The organism is Paenibacillus sp. PastM-3, assembly GCF_029893965.1.
Lineage (GTDB): Bacteria > Bacillota > Bacilli > Paenibacillales > Paenibacillaceae > Paenibacillus_AQ.
Genome location: NZ_JARXXP010000032.1, coordinates 18,917 through 40,508, shown reverse-complemented (window position 1 = coordinate 40,508; position 21,592 = coordinate 18,917). Strand labels below are relative to the sequence as shown.

The following is a 21,592-nucleotide window of genomic DNA, read 5'->3' as shown; positions in this document are numbered from 1 at the left end:
TTAGGGCATGGGGAACACAAAATGTACCGTAGGACTGGTGTACGGGGGCAAATCCGGAGAGCATGAGGTTTCGCTGCAGACGGCATTTGCGGTCATGAACGCTTTTGACTACGATAAATATGAAATTATTCCATTCTATATTTCCAAGCAGGGGCTGTGGAAGGTCGGGGAGGCGCTCGCTGCCCCGTACAGCAAGATTGAGCAGCTGAAGCTGGAGGGCCCGGCCGGAGACATGGGCATGGCACTGAACACAGTATTCAGCGGACTGAGCGGGGAAGAGAAGATTGTCGATGTCATGTTCCCGCTGCTGCATGGCACGAACGGGGAGGACGGCACCATTCAGGGGCTGTTCGAAATGGCTAACATTCCGTACATCGGAGCAGGCGTTTTGGCTTCCGCAGCGGGTATGGATAAGGTTGTGATGAAGAAGCTGTTCGGTGAAGCGGGACTTGAGCAGTGCAAATACTGTTATTTCAGCGCCTCTGCATGGAAACGGAAAGGCCATGAGCTGATAGTCGGAGTGGAGGATAAACTGGGTTACCCGGTCTTTGTCAAGCCGGCCAATCTCGGTTCAAGCGTAGGTATCTCCAAAGCATCGGATAAAGAGAGCTTGATCAAGGCTGTTGAATTCGCTCTCCGGTATGATACGAAGGTTATTATCGAGGAATTTGTGGATGCCCGTGAGGTGGAAGTAGCCGTACTGGGTAATGAAGAGCCCGAGGCATCGGTTCCGGGTGAAATCGTCTCTTCCGGTGAATATTATGACTATGCGGCCAAATACATCGACGGCAAGTCGCAGATGCTGATTCCCGCCCCGCTTGATCCGGAAGTGGCCGACCGTCTGCGTGAAGCGGCGCTGCAGGCTTTCCGTGCCATTGAGGGGAGCGGCATTACCCGGGCAGACTTCTTCCTGCGGAAGTCCGACGGCAAAATTCTGATTAATGAAGTGAATACAATGCCTGGCTTCACCCCTTTCAGCATGTATCCGCTGCTGTGGCGGGAGACTGGCGTGTCTTACCAGACGCTCCTGGACCGTATGGTTGAGCTGGCGCTGGAGCGGTATCAGTTCAGACAAGGCCTTAAATACGATAATGAATAATTTATATTAAGCGAAGCGGCGGAGGCAATCCGGCCGGGAAGGAGAATCGAATAGCAATGGGATTTCTATCGGAATTCAATTCAGTCTGCAAGTTCAAGAATGAGCAGGAGCTATACGAACTGCTGGAGTACGGGCGTACCAAGATGGTCAAGCAGGGCTTCCGCGTCTACCCGACCGGCCAGAAGGTGATTGCCTACACACCAGAGAATGTGGCTGTGGCAATCGTGAAGATTTCCGCTTCCATCGCCGAGATCAATTTTCAGGGTAATGAGGTTACCGCAGTGGAGATGGATCTGGTGCGCAGGCTGAATGAGGAAGAATCACGGGTGCAGACTGCGCTTGCCTACGAGATGTTCTTCGGGGAAGAATAATGATTGTCCGCTTCGGTTATGTGGCCATGTCGACCGTCATCAAAGACTGCTCACCCTCCAAGACCATGACTATGGCCAGCTTTAACAAGCTGGATGACCGGGAGGCCGGCCTGCGGCGCCTGGAGCAGATCGCCAGGATGAACCTGCATAACACGCTGCGCCTCCTGAAGCATAATGTCGGCTCGGAGATTAAGCTGTACCGGCTGACCTCCAAGCTGATCCCGCTATCGACCCATCCCGACTTGCAGGACTGGAACCCTTTTACGGCGCTCGCCGGGGAGTTTGCCGAAGTCGGGGAATATATTATTAAGCACGGACTCCGGGTATCGTTTCACCCGGACCACTTCACGGTGCTGAGCACGCCCCGTCCCGAGGTGCTGGCCAGCTCCGTCCGTGACCTGCAGCACCATACAGACATGCTGGATGCCCTGGGGCTTCCGGCAACGGCCAAGAACAACATCCATATCGGAGGAGCCTACGGGGACAAGCCTGCGGCGGCAGAGCGCTTCAAAACGCATTTCGCCGGCCTGCCCTCCAGGCTGCAGGAGCGGATGACGCTGGAGAACGACGATAAGACCTTTAATGCCCCGGAGACCTTAGCCGTCTGCCGTCAGCTCGGCCTGCCGATGGTGCTTGATATTCACCACCAGTGGGTGAACAACGAAGGTGAGCTGCCTTGGGAGCTCTGGCCGGACATTCTCGATACGTGGAAGAGCAGGCTTGCCCTGACGGATGTAGGCCCGGGAGAGCTGCTCCCGCCTAAGATCCATGTCTCCAGCCCGCGCAGCCCGTCTGATCCCCGGAGCCATGCCGACGGGGTGGAACCGGCTCCGTTGCTTGCTTTTCTGAAGCGGATTGCCGCGGATACACCTGCTGTTGATGTAATGATTGAAGCGAAACTGAAGGACGGAGCGCTGTTCAGCCTGATGGAGGCAATGAAGGAGCTGGCAGAGGCCGGCAACGGAATTACCGTCCTGAGTGGAGGCAGCATCAATGTTGAGCCTTAAACAAGGTTAGACTTGATAAGTGCCCTGAAATAGGGTACGTTGAATGAAACTTAAGCGGCAGGGAGTGTGCTTGCTTATCTTGCAGTGTTTCACGGGAGAGCAATCAAGTTCAAGAAAGCGGAGTGAAGAGATGAATCCTTTGAATTCTGATAAACGGAATGAACGGGAGCCCTATGTGGTAACAAGCAAGGGTTATACGGCAGCGGCGATCAACGCTGCAGCCAAAGCGGGGGAATGGATCAAGAGCAGACAGGGACAAGTGAAGGAACTGGGCAGCAAGACGTCGGCGCAGGATCTGGTTACTGAAGTTGATAAAGGTGTGGAGCAGATGATCCGGCGGCTGATCCTGACCCATTATCCCGACCATGCCATCCTCGGGGAAGAAGGGGTGACTCCCGGTGCAGATGCAGTCACTGCCGCCCTCGAAGAAGGACGCAAGCATGAATATCTGTGGATTGTCGATCCGATTGACGGGACAACCAATTTCGTGCACGGTTTTCCTTTCTACTGTGTATCTATTGCCCTGGCGATTAACGGGGAGCTGTCGGTTGGGGTTATTTATGATCCGATCCGTGACGAAATGTTCGTTGCCGAGAAGGGCAAAGGCGCTTATATGCACGGTATCCCGACCGCGGTATCCAAGGAGACGGAGCCTGGCAGCAGCCTGATTGCCATGGGCTTCCCGCCGGACCGCACCTTCGCACAGCCGGCGAATATGGCCGGCCTGCAGCATATTCTGCCGCAGATCCGCGGCATCCGTGCCGGAGGCTCGGCTGCCCTGCATCTGGCATATGTTGCAGCAGGCCGGGTGGACGGCTATTGGGAAGTCGGCCTGAGCCCTTGGGACTGCGCTGCAGGCGTGCTGCTGGTGCTTGAATCGGGCGGCCGGGTAACCGATACGCTCGGTAATCCTTATGACATCGGTACACGTCATATTGTGGCAAGCAACGGGCAGATTCATGAGTTTCTGCTCTCCTCGCTGGAGGAAGCGGAAGCCACGGGATTCAAGCTTTAAGGAGGCAGCTGAAGGATGGAAGATTACGATTTGGAGCGCAGGCTGAGTGAAATGCTGAGTGAAATGCTGCAGGAAGGTGAAATGGAGCAGAGCGACCGTACAGCCAAGGAGGTCCGCCAGATTTCGCCCAAATACGAAATCCGGATTCAGACTGCACACGACCCGATTGTGGAAGAAACCCTGCGGTACCGCAAAATTGCCCGTGAGCTGGATGGCCGTTACGACAAATATCTGGAGCGTTCCGGTATAATTGATCATCGGCAGGATAAAGACAGCAAGCCGGCTTCAGGTTCCGGAGGCGGGCCGCAATAGAATAAGGTTAAGCTATGGAGCGGGTTTCCGGTTAACGGGAACCCGCTCTTTTGCTGCAGGCCGTTCAGATGATAGAATGGAATTATAACAATGTAGAGGGGTACGATGCTGATGGCTTGGAAAAAACTATGGGCCGCCGGAACAAGCGGCATGCTTCTGTTCACTCTGTTGCTGAGTGCAGGGGCGGAGCAGGCTGATGCTGCTGAAACAGCAGCAGGGCAGGGAACAGGGCAGGATGTCTTTCGCATCGTGGCGTTGGGGGATTCCATCACTGCCGGTTATGAGCCGGGGATGACGGATCCGAATACGAAACCTTACGGATATGCAGAGCGGCTGCTGGAGCAGGGCTGGTATCACGGCAGAAGTGCTCTGAACAATTACGGGATTCTTGGTCTGACCTCGGCAGGTTTACTTAACTATACCGGTGCTATCAAGAACGGCACCGTTATCCCCGCTGACGGTATTCAGGCAGGGCTGCCCGATCCGCGGATCAGCCAGTTTGCCCAGCTGACGCCGCAGATCAAGACGGAGCTTGCCGACGCGGATCTGATTACCATTACGATCGGCGGCAATGATGTCAGCAGCCTGTTTCTGAAGGTGAAGGAGCTGACCGCCGCTGATTTCGAAGCCCAGCTGGAACAACGCCTGACAGCTTACAGCACCAATGTAAAGGCGGCACTGGAGAATATCCGGGCGGTCAATCCTGCGGCAACCATATTGCTGGCGGATCAATATCAACCGGCTCCCAAGATCGCCCTCGGCGCCAATTATGCCACACTGATGGGTGCAGCGGAACGGTTTACGGCAGCTGCGGATAGCGTCACTGCCAGCCTGAATACGGCGGCTGCCCCGGTAGTTACGGCTCATGTTGCTGCCCGGTTCGCCGGAGTCGAGGCATCGCTGACCCATATTATTGGTGCAGGCGCAGCAGATTTTCATCCAACCCAATTGGGCTATGAGAAAATCGCCAGAGTGTTCGCCGAGCTGCAGTGGGGAGAATACCGTACACCTTCAGCTATAGCAATGACGGGTGCAGGTGCTGCGGCGGCTCCGATGTCGATCGTTGTAAAAGGAATAGAGCTGAATACCCCGAATAAGCCTATATTGAAGAATGGCCAGAACTTCCTGGCCTTGAAGGATATTCTCAATGCGGTAGGCGCCACGGGTAAATGGGACAACAAAACGTCCAGCGCAACCATTGTTTACGGCGGACGTACGGTCGTCATAACGATCGGGTCCAAGTTTATCAAGGTTAACGGAGTGAACCAGGCGATTGATACCCCGGCATTCCTGCAAAAAGTGGGCAAAGAGGACAAAACGTATCTGCCGCTCGCCGCACTCGCTACCGGACTTGGTTTTGACGTGAATTACAGCAGCAAGCTACGCACGGCATTCATAAATCCATAACAAGAACAATATTCTAAAGTATTTGTTGACCAGCTAAAAGCAAAGGTGGATGAATTGCGTTGTCTAGTACAAAATTCAAGCCAGACTATATCATTACGATGGATGATATCATTCGTGAGGGCGACCCCGTGCTCCGCAGTGTAGCTGCGCCGGTGGAGCTTCCGCTTGGGGCGGAGGACCGTGAGACGCTTGCATGCATGCTGCAGTTTCTCAAGAACAGTCAGGACCCGGAGCTGTCAGCCCAATATAAGCTGCGTTCCGGCGTAGGGCTGTCTGCGAACCAGATTGGCCTGAAGAAGCGGATGTTCGTCATGTACTCGAAGGATGAAAAAGGCAGAATCGTTGAGCATGCCTGGGTTAATCCGCGGATAATCAGCCATTCGGTCTCGATGGTCTATCTGCCTGAGAGTGAAGGCTGCTTGTCCGTAGACCGGCCGGTGCACGGCTTTGTACCCCGCTATGAAACAGTGAAGGTAAAGGGCTTTGACCTGGAGGGGAATCCGGTTACCCTGAAATTCAAAGGCTACCAGGCCATCATTATCCAGCATGAAATGGATCACCTTGACGGCGTTATGTTCTATGACCGGATCAATCAGGAGAATCCGTTCAAGCTGCCGCAGGATGTAGAAATCCGCAGCTTGTATGACCTGAAATAGTCATACAAATACCCCGCTGCCGGGGAGGCAACGGGGTATTTGTATGGAGCCGGATATGTTGGCGAACAGGTTATTTGTTCTCTGCCGCCATTGCCTGGAAGGACGCTTCAGCCGCCTCCAGGGTAGCATCAATATCAGCATCCGTGTGCGCCGTGGTCAGGAACCAGGCCTCGTATTTGGACGGGGCAAGGTTGATGCCGCGGTTTAGCATATGGCGGAAAAAGCTGGCGAACAGCTCGCTGTCTGTATCCTGTGCCTCGTCATAGTTCGTAATCGGATGCTCGCAGAAATGGGTGGAGAACGCGCCGCGGATGCGGTTGATTGTCAGCGGGATGCCGTGGCGGCCGGCCGAGGCCTGCAGCCCTTCGGTCAGGCGGATGGCCAGACGTTCCATTTCATCGTAGACACCCTCTGCGCTAAGCACTTCCAGACAGGCGATACCTGCCGAGATGGAAGCCGGGTTGCCGGCCATCGTTCCGGCCTGATAGGCCGGTCCCAGCGGAGCGACCTGCTCCATAACATGCTTGCGGCCGCCGTAAGCGCCGATTGGCAGTCCGCCGCCGATGATTTTGCCCAGTGCGGTCAGGTCCGGTGTGATGTCCTCATGATTATCAAGACCGGCATAGGTCTGGGTGGAGCCGTAGTGGAAGCGGAAAGCGGTAATGACCTCGTCATAAATGACGAGTGAACCGTTATCGTGAGCCAGCCTGCACAGCCCTTCAAGGAAGCCTGGCTTCGGCATAACCATACCGAAATTGCCGACAATCGGCTCTACCATTACTGCTGCCACATCTTCTCCCCACTTCTCCAGGGCTTCGCGCAGCCCGTCCAGGTCGTTGAACGGAACGGTGATGACCTCCTGGGCGATGCTGCCGGGTACTCCTGCACTGTCCGGAATGCCAAGCGTGGAAGGGCCGGAGCCGGCGGCAACCAGCACCAGATCGGAGTGGCCGTGATAGCAGCCGGCGAATTTTACGATTTTGCTGCGTTTGGTGTAGGCACGGGCAACGCGGATGGTAGTCATTACAGCCTCGGTACCGGAGTTGACGAAGCGGACCTTATCCATCGAAGGGATGGCTTCCTTGAGCATCTTGGCCAGCCTGATCTCAAGCTGGGTCGGCGTTCCGTACAGAATGCCGTTCTGCGCGGCTTCCGTGATTGCTGCGGTAATATGAGGATGGGCATGGCCGGTAATGATCGGACCATATGCCGCAAGATAATCAATGTATTCGTTGCCGTCCTCATCCCAGAAGCGTGAGCCGCTGGCGCGCTTCATGAATACAGGGGCGCCGCCGCCGACAGCCTTGAAGGAACGGGACGGGCTGTTAACCCCGCCGACAATATGCTGGAGGGCTTCCTGGTACAACTGCTCTGAATTACTGCGGTTCATTCTAATCATCCTTTCATACTGCTTGTGGGGGTGTCTTATGTAACCCTGGGCATGGGAACGGGCGAACAACGGGGAATTCCGCTGTCCGCCCGTCCTTTGGCCGAGTGGGGAACTGCTTAGTGGGCTTCTGCTGTTGCAGAAGGGCTGCTCTCAGGAGATACCTGCGGTGTTGCCGTAGGCTCCGGTTCGGCCATTGCATCCTGTACGAACTGCTTCAGCTCTTCTTCACTCTTGAACCCGATGACCGAGGCGCCGCTGCTGGTTCTTTCTTCAGTCAGCAGGTCCATTGGCGGAATCTGCTCGCTGCCGCCCATGGAGCTGTCATAACCGACTGTACCCAGCTTCCACATATCATTCATGTCCAGGTTCGTATCAATGAAAGGGGTAACCTGGGACAGGATGGACGGAAGCTTGATAATGGAGGTAGTGCTGATTACTTTGTCTGCTACGGCTTTCAGGAAGCCGCGCTGGCGCTCTGTCCGGGTGAAATCGGAGGTTGCGTCATGACGGAAGCGCACATATTGCAGCGCCATACTGCCGTCGAGATGCTGGAAGCCTTTTTTGAGATCAATGTCGTATTCGGGTCCGTCAGCTATGGTCTTGTAGAGCATGTCCTTCTCGACCTCATAATCCACGCCGCCGACTGCATCAACCAGCGCTATGAAGCCCTGGAAATCTGTATAAACATAATATTGAACCGGGATGCCCAGCAGATCGCTTACGGTCTGCATCGCTACCTCGGGACCATGTGTGATTGCTGTGTTAATGCGCTCCTTGCCAAAGCCTGGAATGTCCACGTAGGTATCACGGAGAATGGAAAACACATAAAACTTCTTCTTAACCGGATCAAGAGAGGCAACCAGCATGGTATCCGAGCGCGGAACCTCGCCTTTCTTCACGCCGCGTGCATCGACACCCATAAGCAGGATGTTAACAGGCTCGGTGCCTTCCCATTCAGGAGGCTGTGTAATTTCGGCTGAAGAGGTGGGGACAGCTGCAAAAGGTGAATTTTCTCCGGTCTTATGCAGATTGTCCAGCTGGGTGTAAAGACTGGTAAAGTAGTAAGTGGCGCCGCCGGCAATCAGGAGAAGTATAATAGCCAGAGTCCAGAGCAGCGGTTTCTTTTTTGGCTTGCCGGCTTTTGCGTGCCGGTTCTTTCTTGGAGGCATTTCGTTCTTCCTTTCGCATTCACATTCTCTACATTATAATTTCTTTTAGGAATACAAGCAATTTCGGAATATTTCACCAAAATGTTTAGCACGATCCGAAAGTAACAGATTAGGAGTGGTATACATATGACGAAACCAATCGAAATCGGACAGCAGGTCCCTGACTTCACGCTTCCTGCATCCACAGGCGGCGACATCAGCCTGAGCCAGTATCTTGGGCGTAAGGTGCTGCTTTATTTTTATCCCAAAAATATGACCCCCGCCTGTACCCAGGAGGCCTGTGAATTCCGTGACGCTCATGATGAGATTTCCGCCCGGGGAGCGGTCCTGCTGGGGATCAGTCCGGACAGCCTGGCTTCACACGGCAAGTTCACAGAGAAGAACAGCCTGCCGTTTCCGCTATTGTCTGATGAAGAGCACCGGGTAAGTGAAATGTTCGGCGTGTGGCAGCTCAAAAAACTGTACGGCAAGGAATTTATGGGGATTGTGCGCTCGACCTTCCTGATTGATGAACAGGGAAAACTGGCGGCAGAATGGCGCAAAATCCGTGTGAAAGGCCATGTGGAAATGACGTTGGAAGAGCTTGCGAAATAATTAAGTATGCTGGTAATGATTTGAAATTGTCTGTAACATTTTTAACAGCCTTTATAAGGCGCTCTCATGATATAGTTGCCTCATATTACTTCAAATTTGGAGCAAGGCAAGGGGATGGCATGATGATGCGTATAGGGCTTGATGTCGGATCAACCACGGCCAAACTGGTTGTTATGGAACGGAATACCATTGTTTATCAAGATTATGTCAGACATTTAAGTGATATAAAAAAGGCCGCCCTGTCGCTCCTGTCCGCTGTCCGGGACAGGTTCCCGGACAGGAAGGCGTCGCTCGCTGTAAGCGGTTCCTCGGGAATGTCCTTATCCAAGCTTGGCGGCATCCCCTTTGTTCAGGAGGTCATTGCCTGCACCAAAGCAATCAGCGAGCTGATCCCGCAGTGCGACACGGCCATTGAACTTGGCGGGGAGGATGCCAAGATTATTTATTTAAACGGCGGGATCGAGCAGCGGATGAATACTGCCTGTGCAGGAGGCACAGGGGCGTTCATCGACCAGATGGCTGCGCTGCTGCAGACCGATCCGGCCGGCCTCAATACGCTCGCTGAGAAGCATGAGCGGATCTATCCGATTGCTTCCCGCTGCGGGGTGTTTGCCAAAAGTGACGTGCAGCCGCTGCTAAATGAAGGGGCGCGGCGCGAGGATATCGCCGCTTCGATCTTCCAGAGCATCGTGAACCAGACGATCAGCGGCCTGGCCTGCGGCCGTCCGATCCGCGGCAGGGTGGCCTTTCTGGGCGGGCCGCTGACCTTCCTGCCTGTACTGCGGGAGCTGTTCGCGAAGACGCTCGGCCTTAATGAAGGTGAGGTGCTGTTTCCGGACCGCTCCCAGTATTTTGTGGCGATCGGTTCGGCGCTTTCGCAGGCGGAACCGCTTGTACTGCCGCTGACCGACTGGATTTCCCGGATTGCCGCAGTCGATTTCAAGGCTGACCGCGCCGAGGATGCCGAGCTGCCGCCGTTGTTCGAAACATCCGAAGCGCTGGCGGAATTCCGGCAGCGCCACAGCAGGGCTGCGGTCAAGCGTGCCGAACTGGCGGATTACAGCGGACCCTGCTATCTGGGCATCGACGCAGGCTCGACAACTACCAAGCTGGTTATCACCGGCAGCGATGATCAGATTCTGTACACTTCCTACGGAAGCAACAAGGGTAATCCGTTGCAGTCGGTCAGTGATGCACTGAAGGAAATCTACCGGCTGCTGCCGGAGGACTGTTATATTGCCGGCTCATGTGCGACCGGATACGGCGAAGGCCTGATTAAGGCTGCCCTGCGGACAGACGGCGGAGAGGTAGAGACGGTAGCCCATTATAAGGCAGCCTCTAAATTCATGCCTGAGGTTGATTTCATTCTCGATATCGGCGGACAGGATATGAAGTGCATCAAGATCCGCGGGGGAGCAATCGACAGCCTGATGCTGAACGAGGCCTGCTCGGCGGGCTGCGGCTCTTTCCTGGAGAGCTTTGCTTCTGCCCTGGAGCTGGGCATCGCCGAATTTGCCAAGGCGGCGCTGGAATCAAGCAAGCCGGTTAACCTCGGCTCACGCTGTACCGTATTCATGAACTCCAAAGTGAAGCAGGTACAGAAGGAAGGCGCTTCGCTGGCCGATCTTTCAGCCGGCCTGGCTTACTCGGTGATTAAGAATGCCCTGCAAAAGGTCATTAAAATCCGGAATAGCGAGGATCTGGGGCGCAATATTATTGTGCAGGGCGGAACCTTTTATAATGAGGCTGTGCTGCGGGCATTTGAGCTGCTGACCGGCAGAACAGTGGTACGGCCGGACATTGCCGGAGTCATGGGTGCCTACGGCTGCGCCCTGCTGGCCAAGGAACAGGCCGTTCCCGGCGGAGTGAGCTCGCTGCTCGGGCTGCAGGAGCTTGAGGCCTTTGCATATCAGGTTTCCCCGGGCCGCTGCGGATTGTGCGCCAACAACTGCGCACTGACAATCAGCCGCTTCCCGGATAAGAGCTTCCATGTGACCGGCAACCGCTGTGAACGCGGTGCAGGCGGCAAGAAGACCAAGAACAGACTGCCCAATCTGATGCAGTATAAGTATGAACGTTTTTTTGATTATGAAGGGCTGCCTGAAGAGCAGGCAGAACGTGGTGTTGTAGGTCTCCCAAGGACGATGAACATGTTCGAGAACTACCCGTTCTGGCATACCTTTTTTACCAGTTTGCGTTACCGCACGGTCCTGTCTCCCAAATCCAGCAAAAAGCTCTACGAAAGCGGAATGGATACCATTCCTTCCGAGTCGATCTGCTATCCGGCCAAAATGGCCCATGGTCATGTGCAGAGCCTGGTCGGCAAAGGGGTAGACTTTATCTTCTATCCGGCGGTTGTCTATGAGAAAAAGGAAGACGACGCGGCGACGAACCACTTCAACTGCCCGGTGGTCGCCTCCTATCCCGAGGTCATCCGCAACAATATGGACTGCCTGAAGGAAAAGGGTGTCCCGCTGGTCAGCCCGTTCCTGACCTTTGACGATATTCATGCCCTGACCAAAGGACTGATGAAGACCTTTACCGACATTCCGCGGGAAGAGATTGCAGCGGCTGTTCAGGCGGGGCTGGCTGAAGCGGAGCAGGCCAAAAGGGATGTGCGCACCAAAGGCGAGGAGACGCTGGTATTCCTTAGCGAGACAGGAACCAAGGGCATTCTCCTGTGCGGGCATCCCTATCACGCTGATCCGGAGATCAACCACGGCATTGCCGATATGATCACCGGTATGGGGCTTGCTGTGCTTACCGAGGATTCGGTCTGCCATCTGGACCGCAGCGAAGGCGATGTGGCGGTGGTTAATCAATGGACCTATCATGCCCGGATGTACCGTGCCGCCCGGCTGGCCTCGGCCCGGAAGGATCTGGAGCTGGTCCAGCTGACCTCCTTCGGCTGCGGCATCGATGCCATTACCTGCGATGCCGTACAGGAGATCATGGAGCGGCACAACAAGGTGTATACACTGATCAAGATCGATGAGATCAGCAATCTGGGGGCAGCCCGCATCCGGCTGCGTTCGCTGCTGGCTGCAATGCGCGAACGCGAGAAGAGCGAAGTGCTGCCGCAGCTCTTGTGCAAAAACCAGGCTAATAGCACCTTTACCAAAGAAATGAAGGATACCTATACCATTCTGTCGCCGCAAATGTCACCGGTGCACTTTGAACTGTTTGAACGCGTATTTCAGGGTGCCGGTTACCGGCTCAAGATACTGGAGACTACCGGACCGCAGGAGACGGAGGAAGGGCTCCGCTATGTGAACAATGACGCCTGCTATCCGGCAATTGTCACCATCGGGCAAATTCTGTCAGCGCTTAAAGGCGGTGATTATGACCTGAACCGCACAGCGGTCATCATGTCACAGACAGGCGGCGGCTGCCGGGCAACCAATTACATCTCGTTGCTGCGCAAGGCTCTGAAGGACTCCGGACTGGGGCATGTTCCGGTTATCTCGCTCAATGCTTCGGGCATGGAAAACCAGCCCGGCTTCAAGATCAGCCTCAAGCTGGCCAACCGGCTGGTTGCCGCAGCCTGCTACGGCGATCTGATGATGCGGCTGCTGCACCGGTTCCGGCCGTACGAGCAGATTCCGGGCAGCGCTGAAGCGCTATACCGCAAGGGAATGGAGCGCTGCAAGAGCAGCCTGTCGACCTTCTCCTTCCGGGTATACAAACGGCTGGTCCGGGAGATTGTCGCTGAGTTCTGCCGCCTGCCGGTGCATGATTACGAGAAGCCGAAGGTGGGCATCGTCGGTGAGATTCTGATTAAGTTCCATCCGGATGCCAACAACCGGATCATTGAGATGATTGAAGCGGAGGGCGGCGAAGCGGTGATGCCGGACTTTCTGGACTTTATTTTCTACTGTATCTACAATCCGATTTACAAGGCGGAGCAGTTCGGGAAGAGCAAGAAGCTGGGCTACATCAACCCGATGCTGATCTCTTATCTGGAGATTTACCGCAGGCCGGTGAAGGTGGCGCTGGAGGAGGCGGGCCTGGCGAAGAGCCGCGAGAATATTTACGGGCTGGCCGAGAAGGCAAGCCGGCTTGTGTCGGTCGGCAACCAGATGGGCGAGGGCTGGTTCCTGACGGCCGAGATGATGGATCTGCTGGACAACGGGGTGAACAACATCGTCTGTATTCAGCCGTTTGCCTGCCTGCCGAATCATATCACTGGCCGCGGCACCATCAAAGGGCTGAAGGAGCTCTACCCGGGAGCGAATATTGCAGCGATTGATTATGATGCCGGCGTCAGTGTAGTGAACCAGGCGAACCGGATCAAGCTGATGATGTCCATAGCAAGTGAGCTTGCCGGAGGTACGAAGGCCAGACAGGCGGCAACCCGCCTGGGGAAGCCGGTTAAGCTGGGGACCTTTAGCAGCGGAGTATAATTCGATAAGTCTTGTCCGGGGTGATTTTTCGGCGTGGTGCATACATTTAGGTGGATTTTCGCTACTTAAATCAAAGTTTTTTTAATAGTTCTATTCATTAGTTGGAAAATCGCTGCTTATTTAGGGTCGACCCCCCCCCCCGTTAAGCTGAAAATCATATATTTAAGTGCCTTTTTTCCAACTAACTCCTTCTTTAACGCCTCATTAAACTAATTAGAGTACATTTTTCCACTTAGATTGAGTGGCTGGGCTCTTCAGCAGAGAATGTATGGGAATTGAGGTTCCTTGAAGATCCAAGAACCCGGCTGGCAGATGCCGGATATACGTATTTGCCTACAAAAAGCGGAGCGGGAAAATATCGTGCCCCGCTTTTTTGCTGCTGGTTCACGCTACGGGGAAACCGGCTGCTTCTGCAGCTTCAGCTTTGCCTTCATCGCCTTGTTCAGATGCAGGAAGTTATGCCTGGTGGCCGGCATAAGCACCAGACCGGCTGCAGTTTTGCCGCCCCAGTAATCGAGCAGCCACTGCTCTGATGCTTTGACAGCCTCCTGATCACTGACCTGTCTAAGCCGTGATGCATCTGCTTTAGCCTTCAGTCCAGCAGCGCTTAGTCCGGAAATAATGGAACGGGTCTGTCCGGCGACGGCCAGCCTGTAGTCTTTTAATGCCTCCAAAGACAGATCCGCACTCAGTTCGGCAATCTCTGCCTCGTTCATCCCGTTGCCCGAATGGATGAAACGCGTATTCAGTTTCTCCGCAAATCCTCCGCTGTGCAGCACCTGCTCCCGGCCTGCGACGAGAATATTCATCGTGATGTCTTCAATCCGCGCAGCATGCCACAGATGCCAGGCGATAGAGTTCCTGCTGGCTGCTGTATGTACCGGGTAAGTGCGGAAGGTCTGCTCTGTGAGGCCGCTTAAAATTTTATCCTCATAAGTCATTTGTCCGGAAGACTCAGCTCCTGAGGCATACAGCCAGCGGTGCTGCTCCAGAAATAACGCCACAGCCTCAGGGTGCTGATCAGGCCGGGCGAGCATTTCCGTTAGCGTCTTGTGCTTCACATTCCACGTTTTACGCTGCTCAAGATTCAACAGATTCACCATCTTTCCATAAAATTCCTTTCCTCTTAAATTATAAATAAGAACCGGTCAGAAGTAATTAAAAAAATGAGAACGCAAAGAGGATAACGGTGTAAATGTACTCAGACAGTGGTGTAAATGTACTCAGATAGTATAGTATTGATATTTTCAGAAAATTTCAGCAAAATGTTGACGGGAATATACGTAAAGAGTAAAATAGTTCGTATACGAAATATTAAACAATGAACGAATAAGTGGGGGATTATCGTTGGAGGAAAAAGAACAGCAGCTGGATAATATTCTGTCTTCATTCCGCTGCATCACCCATAATTACCAGCAGCTTTTGTGGAAGGATGCAGAAGAGCTCAATGTCACATCCACACAGCTGATGGTGCTGCGCAAGCTGGCGCTGCATCCCGATATCGGCATCACTGAGCTTGCGGATCTGCTGCACTTAGGCAACAGCGCTGCAAGCGGGGTAGTGGACCGGATGGTTAAGGCGGGCCTGCTGACACGGCAGCGCTCGGACACCGACAGGCGGATTGTGCAGCTGGCGGTGACGGACAAGGGGCAGGAAATCAGGGAGCGCAGCAAGCAGTCAATCCGAAAGCATCTGCAGCCCATGGAGAATATTCCTGCCGAGGATGTCAAGGAACTGCTGCGTCTGCATGGTGAAATTATTAAAATCTTAGTCCAAGGGAGAGAAAATAAGTCATTATGAGTACAATACATGCTAACGCTGCTGGCGGCGCCAAGGCGATCCGCAGAGGGCCGATTATCGCCGCGCTGCTGATCGGTGCTTTTGTCGCGCTGCTGAATCAGACGCTGATGAACGTCGCCCTCCCCAAGATGATGGAGGATCTGAATATTGTGGCCAATACGGCGCAATGGCTGACAACCGGCTTCATGCTGGTGAATGGGGTATTAATCCCGATCAGCGCCTATCTGGTAGAGAAGTTTACCACCAGGCAGCTGTTTATTACCTCAATGATCCTGTTTTCGATAGGTACGCTCATTTGTGCGATCGGAACAGGCTTTGAAATGATTATGGTCGGCCGTGTCGTACAGGCGGTCGGGGCAGGCATTCTGATGCCGCTGATGAATATTGTGTTCCTGCGCATCTTCCCGATTGAAGAGCGCGGTAAGGCGATGGGGCTGATGGCAGTCGCGATGATTTTTGCCCCGGCGGTTGGACCGACACTGTCCGGCTGGGTGGTACAGAACTATTCGTGGCGCGTGCTGTTCTATATCGTACTGCCGCTGGCCATTTTCTCCACTCTGCTGGGGATGAAGGCCATGCAGAATGTAGGCCAGCTGACTTCTCCGAAGCTTGATAAAATCGGGATCGTCCTGTCGACGCTCGGGTTTGGCGGACTGCTGTACGGCTTCAGTGATGCCGGAACCGACGGCTGGAAAAGTGCGACGGTTATTACCTGCCTGATTCTTGGGGCAGTGGCGCTGGTGCTGTTTGTATGGCGTGAGCTTACCACCGACAAGCCGCTGCTGGAGTTCCGGATTTTCCGTTACAATATGTACTCCCTGACTACGGTAATCAACATTATTGTAACCATGGCGATGTACGCCGGTATGATTCTGCTGCCGATTTACCTGCAGACAATCCGCGGCTTTACGCCGATGGAATCCGGTCTGATGCTGCTGCCGGGCGCAATCCTGATGGGGATTATGTCTCCGATCACCGGCATTATTTTTGACAAAATCGGGGCAAGATGGCTGGCTGTTATCGGTCTCCTGATTACCACGATTACGACTTGGGAATTCAGTCAAATCTCTGATACGACAACCTATACGCATCTGATTCTGACCTATACCGCCCGGATGTTCGGGATGTCCATGCTGATGATGCCGATTGTGACAGCCGGACTTAACCAGCTCCCGCAGCGGCTCAGCTCACATGGCACGGCGATGTCGAATACACTGCGCACAGTCGGCGGGGCGCTTGGTATGGCTCTCTTTGTCAGCCTGATGACCAACCGCACGAAGAGCAATATTACCGAAGCCGTAACCAGCGGAGCTGTATCGCAGACGGATAAGGCAGCGATGCTCAAGCTTACACAGGAAGCAACAATCAACGGGATTACACATGCGTTTACGGTTGCTACATGGGTAACAGCAGTGGCCCTGGTGCTGGCCTTGTTCATCAGGAAGACTTCACCGCAGGCAGACTTTATCAAGACAGAGGAAGCTGAGGCTGAAGCCTCCGGCAGCTTTAAAACTCAAACTGTAAAATAACCATAAAAAACGGGATACCTTAAGCAGCCTGGCTGGCTGCAGGGTGTCCCGTTTTTTATGTATTTCCGGAGTCTCCGCATGAGCTGTAAACAGCGGCAATGCCGGCGGCTATTTCGCCCAGTCTGCGCCGGATATGCTCCGGCTCCAGTACCTCTGCTGAGGGTCCAAAGCCGAGAAGGAAGCCGTATAGCCAGTTATCTTCGGGGTAATAGACGGTCACCGTATAGCCGCCTTCTCCGTCCGGATGCAGCTCGCTGCAATCAAAATAGTCTTCTGCAAGATGTCTGCCTGCAGCCGAAAAATGCAGCACAACCGGCGTTGTGCCTGAGGGGTCAGCCCAGCCGCTGCTCCAGGGCAGCTCCTTTACAGGAATGTCCTGGCGGACATACCGGCGCTCCTCCTTGACCAGTGATTTCATGCGGAGCAGCTTGAACAGCCTGAAATCGCCGCGTTCTGTACAGAAGCCATACAAGTACCACGACTGGCCCTTCAGCACCAGTGTGTAAGGCTCTACCGAGCGCCGGCTTACTGCACCGCTGGCAGCAACATATTCGAAAGTGACGGCTGCAGATTCCTCCAGCGCCTCCTTGAGCAGCGCCAGCCGCTCCTCCAGCGGCCCCTGCATTCCCCAGGGGGAAAAATCGACAACCAGCTGGGCGGTTTTGCTGCGGAAGGCGGCGGATTGGGAGGGAGGGATGACACTGCTGATTTTTTCCATGAGTAGTGAATGCTCGGCCCCGCCATAAGAGGACACGCTCTGCAGTGCGGTAAAAATATCAGCCAGCTCATGCTCGGTCAGCAGGTTGCGGTCCAGCCGGTACCCTTCCATTAATCCGATTCCGCCGCCTGCACCCTGGTACGTTACAACCGGGATTCCGGCTCCGTTAATGCTTTCAATATCCCGGTAGATAGTGCGCACGGATACCTCAAACATATCGGCAAGCTCCTTGGCCTGGATCAGGGGACGGTTAATCAGAAGGACCACGATAGAGAGCAGGCGGTCTATTTTCATGGAAGGACACCTCTTTATCAATAAGTTAATTCCGGCATAGCGGTCATCAATCATTTTATATTTTGCGGGGAGTAAAGAAAAGAAGGCATTGCCAATAGCAATAAATTAGATTAATATCTAATTAGATATTATATTAATTAGAATGCGGGGTTATTGCAATGACTAGAAGGATTGCCGGTCCGGGCCTGCGGCAGATGAAGGGCTACTCCAGATTATTTGCTGCCGGGCTGGTCAACGGAATCGGTGACCGTTTCAGCAGTGTAGCGATGCTGGCACTCGTCCTGCAGCTGACGGGCTCGGGCATGGCTGTAGGGATCACGCTTGGTGTCAGGGTGCTGCCCTATTTGTTCATGGCTCCTTTGGGGGGAATGCTGGCAGTCAGGCTTCCGCGCAAAGCGATCTTGATTGCCGTCGATCTCCTGCGTGTCCCGGTCGCACTGTCCTTTCTGCTGGTGGACGGGGAAGACCGGCTGTGGCTGCTGTATGCCGGCAGTTTTATTATGGCTGCCGGAGAGGCAGTCTACAGTCCGGTACGCAAATCCTCCATTCCGCTGCTTGCTGATGCCTCAGCGCTGCTGAAGATAAACGGTCTGGAGCAGCTGATGAACGGCAGCGTACTGATCCTCGGCGCCTTTATCGGCGGTGTGGTATCGCTGTGGTTCGGCCCCGATATGGCTTTTGTCATGAATGCCCTGTCCTTCCTCGCAGCGGCTGTGCTGCTGTGGGGGATTTCGTTTCCACAGACTGAGGCGGCGGGCAGGGCAGGACGGAAGAGGCTTGAGGCTTCCGCAGCGTCTGCGGACGGAGATAGAGTGAGCACAGGAGCGGCTGGTGAATCTGTGAAGGGAGAGCAGACTGACAAAGGCCGTCTGCAGACCCTTAAATTTGTGGCCCGGGGCAGTCTGGCGCTGCAGATTGTAATCGCCTATGAGCTTCTGGTGCCGGTGATCAACGGGTGGGATAATGTGCTGATCAGTGTGTATGCGGTACAGGAGTTTCATGCTGGAGATGCTGGAGTGGGCGCGTTCTATGCAGCGCTTGGAATTGGGCTGAGCCTCAGCTTTTTCGCGGGAAGGCTGCTGACCAAGCGGCTGCTGGCAGCAGCGCTCACCGGACTTCTGCTGGAAGGAATCCTGCTGATGGCCATCAGCAGCAGCGGGAGTTTCCTGCAGGCATTTTTCCTGTACATCCTGCTCGCTCTGGCCGGTGGCGCCGGAAATGCCTGTCTGGATACGTTAGTCATGCGCGAAACGCCGCCCCGGCTGCAGCCGGTTATCTTTGGCATGCTGTCTGCCGCCAGCGGCACGCTACTAGGCCTGTCCATGCTCGGGGCAGGCTGGATGCTTGATTATGTGGAGCCAAGAATGCTCGGCTTTGCGGGCGGAGCCGGGTTCACAGCCATCGCGCTGCTGCTGGCCGGATATGCCGCCTTGCGTGTAAGAATGCGCATTACCGTTAGCGGTACAAAAAGAAGAGGGAGGGCAGGTGAAGGGTGAGAAAGATAACCTTTCAACTAGGAACTGTCCTGCAGGTTTAACAGCCGCTGCGTATAACGGGGATTTTCCGGCGCAGGGCTGTTTTTTTATACAAGGTGTGGTTTAGCGCTCCTTGGATGTTTCTTTCAGCTTGGTCTTCAGTTCAAGCTCAGGGCTACGCCGCAATACCCGGACAGTCAGGATACGCCGGTAGCGAATCAGGACAATCAGCACGGCAAGGGCTGCAGCACCGGAGACAATCCAGAGCGCGTACAGCTCAAACAGGTGGAAGATGCCCGTCCACTGCGGGCCGAACACTTTTCCGATACCCAGAAACAGGATGACCCAGATCAGGGCCCCGCCGTAGGCGTACAAAGCGAACTTCCGGAAGGGCAGAGCGATAATGCCGGCAAAATAGCCGGTAAAATGCCGGACGCCGGGAATAAAATATCCGATGGAAATCAGGAAACTCCCGTAACGCTCGAACCAGCGCTGTGTTTTTTCCAGTTTGGCCGGCGAGAACAGAAACCATTTACCGTATCGCTGGATGAAGGGGAGTCCTGCCTTTAGCCCGATGAAATAAGTGATCGTCATGCCTGCAGTCGTCCCTGCAAAAGCAACAACAACCAGAGTCAGAAAATCCAGCCTCCCGGTATAAGAGAGGAATCCGGCGAAGGCCATCGTGGTTTCCCCAGGAAAAGGTAAAGCCACAAATTCCAGCAAAAGCCCAAAGAACAGCACATTATAGCCATAATTGGCGAACAGCTCCTGAATCCACTTCAGCATTTCCATAATAAAGTCACTCTCCAAAGGCGGCGCGCCTAATTCTATTTCGATGCTTGTCTTCATACACTCTACCAGACAGGTGCCAAGCCAATAGAATGCTGGAGGTAGAGAAGATGAACGGTAGCAAAAGAACCCTGATCCGCCGGATGGCCGTCCGCGGGTTGCTTGCTATGGCTGTTGTACTATTTGTTTTGACCGGTTGGGGCGTACAATCCTTCCCAGACCGGAAGTCTGTCCCTATGCAGGCCGGTGTTGCCGTATCTGTTCTCTCTAAGAATAATCTTCCGGCAGCCGTGACGCAAGATTTGAGCGCTCCGGCTGTAATCCGTCAGAATCGTACAAACATGAATACAGACCGGACGGTACAAGCCTCAGGTATAGAGCCGGTTACTTCGGCACAGCAAAAGGAAACTGCCGCAGCCGCGGTACAGAAGATTAATAAAAAGGCAGGGCAAAAAACGGTCTATCTCACCTTTGATGACGGTCCCAGCAATGTCACACCGGCTGTGCTGGAGATTCTGCGGAAGCAGGATGTCAAGGCGACTTTTTTTGTACTGGGGCAGCAGGCCAAAAGTCATCCTGAACTGATCAACGCCATCTGGGAGCAGGGGCATGTCATCGGCAATCATACCTATAATCATAATTACCATGATTTATATAGCGGATTCACGGAATTTTGGAGTCAGATCAAACAGACCGAAGAGGTAGTGCGGGAAATAACAGGCATCCGGCCTCAGCTGGTACGTGCACCTGGCGGTACGTACGGGCATTTTGACGCTACTTATTTCGAGCTGTTAAAAGAAGCGGGATACACCGTCATGGACTGGACCGTGGACAGCGGGGATTCCAAAGGAAAGGGTGTACCGGCGGCAGAAATCCTGCAGGAGTCAGTGTCGCTGAAGGCCTCCCGGATTATTCTGCTGCTTCATGACGGGGCTGGCCATGCGGAGAGCGCCAAGGCGCTGCCGGAAATTATTGCCCGGTACAAGGCAGCAGGCTACAGCTTCGGTGTACTGGATGCAGATCAGGAGCCGGTACAGTTCAGAGTGTCAGCTGCTGCGGCAGCGGCAGGGCGGACCAAACCATCTGCGGCCTGGGTAGCCTCGAATATTGTACCGAATGCAGGACTGTTCGGGCCCGGGAAGCCGCTCATACTGGAAGTGGGCAAACTGGAAGCGAAGCTGGACCCGGGGGAATTCAGAATCAGCAACGGCCAATATATAGTTCCACTAAGGGCGGTAATTGAGCGGTTAGGAGGGCATGTCGGCTGGGATACAGTCAGCCGGAGCGGCAGCGTGTACTGGAACGGCCGTGAGGTGAATGCGGATGCCGGGAATAAGCGCCTTACCCTAACTACGGATGAGGGTACTCTTATAACCAGAAGTTCGGATATAGAGCTGATCGGCTCTGCCCTGTGGCTTCCGCTGCGTGATCTGCTTGAGGAGGCGGGCCACCCGCTGCTGGAGGTTAACGTAACGGCGGAGGAACGGCGGGTAAAGGCACTTTGAGTATTTGAAAATAAAAATAACAACCCTTATTGTCGAAAAGACATCGGGGGTTTGGGCAC

The 21,592-nt window shown here is 54.4% G+C and carries 18 protein-coding genes; 13 read left to right on the top strand and 5 right to left on the bottom strand.

Features of this window, described 5'->3' with window-relative positions; genetic code table 11:
- Positions 1–7 precede the first annotated feature (7 nt).
- The 7 genes from M2108_RS27440 to def all read left to right on the top strand — a co-directional run bounded on the left by M2108_RS27440 (position 8) and on the right by def (position 5,867).
- Positions 8–1,099: a D-alanine--D-alanine ligase gene (locus M2108_RS27440; protein WP_277472562.1), complete on the top strand. Its 1,092-nt coding sequence runs from the start codon at positions 8–10 to the stop codon at positions 1,097–1,099.
- A gap of 56 nt (positions 1,100–1,155) precedes the next feature.
- Positions 1,156–1,470: a hypothetical protein gene (locus tag M2108_RS27435; protein WP_277472563.1), complete on the top strand. Its 315-nt coding sequence runs from the start codon at positions 1,156–1,158 to the stop codon at positions 1,468–1,470.
- Entirely contained in the window at positions 1,470–2,477 is a 1,008-nt protein-coding gene (gene uvsE / locus M2108_RS27430; protein ID WP_277472564.1) for a UV DNA damage repair endonuclease UvsE, read from the top strand. The genes M2108_RS27435 and uvsE overlap by 1 nt, the downstream gene beginning before the upstream one ends.
- Before the next feature lie 130 nt (positions 2,478–2,607).
- Positions 2,608–3,492: an inositol monophosphatase family protein gene (locus tag M2108_RS27425; protein WP_277472565.1), complete on the top strand. Its 885-nt coding sequence runs from the start codon at positions 2,608–2,610 to the stop codon at positions 3,490–3,492.
- A gap of 15 nt (positions 3,493–3,507) precedes the next feature.
- Positions 3,508–3,804, top strand: coding sequence for a hypothetical protein (locus M2108_RS27420; RefSeq protein ID WP_277472566.1), 297 nt, complete (start codon positions 3,508–3,510; stop codon positions 3,802–3,804).
- 111 nt (positions 3,805–3,915) lie between these two features.
- Positions 3,916–5,211: a stalk domain-containing protein gene (locus M2108_RS27415; protein WP_277472567.1), complete on the top strand. Its 1,296-nt coding sequence runs from the start codon at positions 3,916–3,918 to the stop codon at positions 5,209–5,211.
- A gap of 98 nt (positions 5,212–5,309) precedes the next feature.
- On the top strand, positions 5,310–5,867 hold the full coding sequence (gene def, locus M2108_RS27410; RefSeq protein WP_277472590.1) for a peptide deformylase: 558 nt from the start codon (positions 5,310–5,312) through the stop codon (positions 5,865–5,867).
- 70 nt (positions 5,868–5,937) lie between these two features.
- On the opposite strand, the gene M2108_RS27405 is transcribed toward def, so the two are convergent.
- Both M2108_RS27405 and M2108_RS27400 read right to left on the bottom strand, forming a co-directional pair.
- Entirely contained in the window at positions 5,938–7,257 is a 1,320-nt protein-coding gene (locus M2108_RS27405) for a glutamate-1-semialdehyde 2,1-aminomutase (protein ID WP_277472568.1), read from the bottom strand.
- Between the two features lie 116 nt (positions 7,258–7,373).
- A complete protein-coding gene (locus M2108_RS27400) occupies positions 7,374–8,426 on the bottom strand; it encodes an LCP family protein (RefSeq protein WP_277472569.1) in 1,053 nt (350 codons plus the stop codon).
- A gap of 126 nt (positions 8,427–8,552) precedes the next feature.
- Between M2108_RS27400 and bcp the strand changes: the two genes are divergently transcribed.
- Both bcp and M2108_RS27390 read left to right on the top strand, forming a co-directional pair.
- Positions 8,553–9,020, top strand: coding sequence for a thioredoxin-dependent thiol peroxidase (bcp, locus tag M2108_RS27395; protein ID WP_277472570.1), 468 nt, complete (start codon positions 8,553–8,555; stop codon positions 9,018–9,020).
- Between the two features lie 119 nt (positions 9,021–9,139).
- On the top strand, positions 9,140–13,423 hold the full coding sequence (locus M2108_RS27390) for a 2-hydroxyacyl-CoA dehydratase (RefSeq protein WP_280777268.1): 4,284 nt from the start codon (positions 9,140–9,142) through the stop codon (positions 13,421–13,423).
- 389 nt (positions 13,424–13,812) lie between these two features.
- On the opposite strand, the gene M2108_RS27385 is transcribed toward M2108_RS27390, so the two are convergent.
- Positions 13,813–14,526 carry a DinB family protein gene (locus M2108_RS27385; protein WP_277506426.1) on the bottom strand — a complete coding sequence of 238 codons (714 nt, stop codon included), beginning with the start codon at positions 14,524–14,526 and terminating at the stop codon, positions 13,813–13,815.
- Positions 14,527–14,770: 244 nt separating this feature from the next.
- Between M2108_RS27385 and M2108_RS27380 the strand changes: the two genes are divergently transcribed.
- Together M2108_RS27380 and M2108_RS27375 are read left to right on the top strand one after the other, a co-directional pair.
- A complete protein-coding gene (locus tag M2108_RS27380; RefSeq protein WP_277472573.1) occupies positions 14,771–15,223 on the top strand; it encodes a MarR family winged helix-turn-helix transcriptional regulator in 453 nt (150 codons plus the stop codon).
- Entirely contained in the window at positions 15,220–16,752 is a 1,533-nt protein-coding gene (locus tag M2108_RS27375; RefSeq protein ID WP_277472574.1) for a DHA2 family efflux MFS transporter permease subunit, read from the top strand. Before M2108_RS27380 ends, M2108_RS27375 begins: the two co-directional genes overlap by 4 nt.
- Before the next feature lie 55 nt (positions 16,753–16,807).
- Here the strand turns inward: M2108_RS27375 and M2108_RS27370 are convergent, their stop codons facing one another.
- Entirely contained in the window at positions 16,808–17,764 is a 957-nt protein-coding gene (locus M2108_RS27370; RefSeq protein ID WP_277472575.1) for a helix-turn-helix transcriptional regulator, read from the bottom strand.
- A 158-nt stretch (positions 17,765–17,922) separates the two neighbouring features.
- On the opposite strand from M2108_RS27370, the gene M2108_RS27365 reads away from it, so the two are divergent.
- The gene (locus M2108_RS27365) at positions 17,923–19,260 is read left to right on the top strand and encodes an MFS transporter (protein WP_277472576.1); all 1,338 of its coding nucleotides are present in this window, start codon (positions 17,923–17,925) and stop codon (positions 19,258–19,260) included.
- Positions 19,261–19,362: 102 nt separating this feature from the next.
- Here the strand turns inward: M2108_RS27365 and M2108_RS27360 are convergent, their stop codons facing one another.
- Positions 19,363–20,031, bottom strand: coding sequence for a DedA family protein (locus M2108_RS27360; protein WP_277472591.1), 669 nt, complete (start codon positions 20,029–20,031; stop codon positions 19,363–19,365).
- A 107-nt stretch (positions 20,032–20,138) separates the two neighbouring features.
- Here M2108_RS27360 and M2108_RS27355 point away from each other — a divergent pair, with 107 nt between their 5' ends.
- Positions 20,139–21,533 carry a polysaccharide deacetylase family protein gene (locus tag M2108_RS27355; RefSeq protein ID WP_277472577.1) on the top strand — a complete coding sequence of 465 codons (1,395 nt, stop codon included), beginning with the start codon at positions 20,139–20,141 and terminating at the stop codon, positions 21,531–21,533.
- The last annotated feature ends 59 nt before the right edge of the window (positions 21,534–21,592 follow it).